This window comes from Thermogemmatispora tikiterensis (assembly GCF_003268475.1).
GTDB lineage: Bacteria > Chloroflexota > Ktedonobacteria > Ktedonobacterales > Ktedonobacteraceae > Thermogemmatispora > Thermogemmatispora tikiterensis.
Window position 1 is genome coordinate 5,736,046 of the sequence record NZ_MCIF01000002.1, and the last position, 2,589, is coordinate 5,738,634.

General features: G+C 62.1%; 3 protein-coding genes. All 3 read left to right on the forward strand.

Annotation, left to right across the window (positions count from 1 at the left end; translation table 11 throughout):
• The first annotated feature begins 475 nt into the window (after nucleotides 1-475).
• The 3 genes from A4R35_RS23990 to A4R35_RS22870 all read left to right on the forward strand — a co-directional run bounded on the left by A4R35_RS23990 (nucleotide 476) and on the right by A4R35_RS22870 (nucleotide 2,549).
• Complete coding sequence (locus A4R35_RS23990; RefSeq protein WP_146747311.1) at nucleotides 476-790, forward strand: hypothetical protein; 315 nt, start codon at nucleotides 476-478, stop codon at nucleotides 788-790.
• A 126-nt stretch (nucleotides 791-916) separates the two neighbouring features.
• A complete protein-coding gene (locus A4R35_RS22865) occupies nucleotides 917-1,624 on the forward strand; it encodes a hypothetical protein (protein ID WP_112433606.1) in 708 nt (235 codons plus the stop codon).
• A gap of 289 nt (nucleotides 1,625-1,913) precedes the next feature.
• Entirely contained in the window at nucleotides 1,914-2,549 is a 636-nt protein-coding gene (locus A4R35_RS22870; protein WP_112433608.1) for a hypothetical protein, read from the forward strand.
• Nucleotides 2,550-2,589: the final 40 nt, after the last annotated feature.

Below are 2,589 nucleotides of genomic sequence, written 5' to 3' on the forward strand. Positions count from 1 at the left end.
GGGGTCTTTGTCAGTAATTATAGCACAGAGGTGGCATAAGGCAAGCAGGCAGAATATGTCAGTAATGTTTACTGACATATTGACAATGTCACTAGTGTCTGCTAGAATTAATGACAGAAGTATTGGTTGTCTCTGCCTATGTCATTTATATGTCATTCTGTCGCTCGATAGACATAGTGCCAATGACATAGAGTGGTGGTCTGTGAGAGCACACTGACAACAGCATATGACTTACGTGATGCGCGACAGGGGGCCAAGCGCCTGGACGACATGTGGGAAGGGCAAAGGAGGAAGGCCGGCGAGTTGGAGGTGGTGTGTCCTTCGATCCTGGGGAGGGACTGGCTCGCTCGGGGGTGCGCGGCGATCTCTCCTGTCCCTGAATATGCCTCATGGGAGACTGTGGTTCCTGTGGGCCTGCCACCAAGTCATGTCTTTTCGATCTCCATCAGCATGTTGTTTCCCCAAGGAGGTCCTCGTGTCTGTTGTTCTGTCTTTGCCTGCTGGACCGCGTCGCCGACGCGGTCGGAGATCGGTCCGTGCTCCCCGGGCTGTGCCCTATGCCAGCCTGATCTTGCAGGCTCGCCGCCTGTGTGGGCACACGGTGCTCGTCCCTTCTCCCGTTGGTCTTCATCCTGATGGCACTCCGGCCTTCCGTTGGGTCCAGGGGGTCGTGACGTCCGTCGCTGACGACGGGAGTGTTTGCGTGATGTTCTTCGAGCCGGGCCGGCGCCGCAAACAGCATTTTGGCGTCTCGTTTGCCTTGCAGCAGTTTCGGGTGCTCTCTTTCTAGCTCCGCCGGCCACGCTTCGGTCTGGTTCGCTGAGCTGGCTGGTCTGGTTTTCGGCTGCTTCCTGAGCACCCCATTCTCTCCGTCTTCTTGCTGTCTGTCTTTCCATGCTGATGAAGGAGGTGTGGTATGTCCTCTGTGTCTTCCTTCTGGGCCGAGGCCCCGTGGTGGCTCCGCTGGCGCGGACGCGTGTGGCATCCGACGGAGCTGGAGGAACCCCTGCGGCTGTGTGGACGTGACCCGGTGATCCTGCAGGAACCTGCTGCCTTGTTCAGTCCTGACGTGCAGAACGAGGTCCTTCGCGACACGTTTCAGCGCGTTGTCTCGGTCGCGGTGACTGCTCTGGGGGCTGACGATGCCCTGCTCTTCTTCCACCCCCAGCGGACCGAGGAAGACTGGCAACTCGCGGGACGACTCCGCTACGATCTGGAGGGACAGCGTGGGCCGCATGCACTGCTGCTGGCCCAGCGACGTGCCAGGACACTGTTGGATCGCCATTGGCCTCTGCCGGAGCGAGAACAGCTGCTCACTGCTTTCCTGCATGGCTTCGCACGGCGGTTCCTGGAGGACCAGCACATCCCTCCCCAGTACTGCCCGTTGCTGGTTCCCCAGGGGGTGTTTCTAGAGGTGGTGCCCGTACGTTCAGGGGAAACTCCTCCCGCTCACCCGGAACAGGAACCGCAGGTGCAGGGGAAGGAAGCGTCCTCGGGTTCCACCGGCTGGTTGCTGCTGCAGCCCTGGGAACGCCCGCCCTCTGCGGTGTGTTTCCCGGCCCCTGCGCCTGCGTCTGTTCAGATTGATGAGATCCGGTTGCACCGCCCGTATCCCTGGTGGTGAGACGAACCTGTCAGCGAGGTGGTCCTGGGAACCATCGTCTTACGCTCCTGCCAAGCCCAGGCACATCTCGCACTGCTTACCGTTGGCGTACACCCTTGGAAAGGAGGTGTTCGCTCGTGATCCCTGAGTCTGCGGCTCCTCTGCCGGACCTGCCCTGGCCCCTTGCCTGCCGCTGGACCGGCCTGGCAGAGGAGCCAGAGGACGCTGTTGCCTCTCTTGTTCACTTCCGCGCTGTTGGATGTTCAGTCACACGCTCGATTGCCATAGGAAAGATGGAGGCTTCCTTGTGATGGCCCCTACACGTGCTTCCCGGCCTTCTCCCACAGGCATTCCTCCCCGAGCCAGCCGTCTGCGGCCCCCTGCCACGGTCTCGGAGACCGTGGAGGAGTCCACCATTCCCGACGCTTCAGGCCCCATTCACCGTCTCGCGCCCCGGCCCCGGCTCGGACGCCTGCAAGCGCTGCTCAGTCTGAGCGGTGGCATGGTGCTGGCATTGCTCTGGCTGTGCTGGCTCGGTCCTGCCGTCAGCTCCTGGTGGCACGAGCAGCAGAACCAGTACACCTATGGAACCGCCCGGGTCAGCGAGTTGGACCTGCAGGATCATGGACGGCTCCATCTGCTGGCTCAGGACTGGCACGGCACCATTCTCGTGATCGCGGTGACTGCCCCTGCCTCCGGCTCGGGGCAGGCTCCCCCTGGCATTCACCTGTGTACCTTCCCACACGTGCTCTCGGAGCCTGCTGGCAGTCCCCCGCGTGTCGTGACCCTGCAGGTCCAGTCACCGCCGGGGCAGGCCAGTCCCGTGATCCTGGTTCAGGTGGAGGGCGTTCCCTTCCGCCTGGTCTGTCATCTGTCGACCGCTGCTGGCCCTTCCGGGTCCACAGCCGCGCTGCCTCTCTCTCCCAGGAGGACCCGTCATGCCTGAGTCATCAGACCTCCCTCTGACGGCTTTCCCCGAGGAGCCG

What these genes read in the sequence shown, in the direction of transcription:
- A4R35_RS22870 (WP_112433608.1), top strand. Translation starts at nt 1,914, where the DNA reads ATGGCCCCTACACGTGCTTCCCGGCCTTCTCCCACAGGCATTCCTCCC.
- A4R35_RS22865 (WP_112433606.1), top strand. Translation starts at nt 917, where the DNA reads ATGTCCTCTGTGTCTTCCTTCTGGGCCGAGGCCCCGTGGTGGCTCCGC.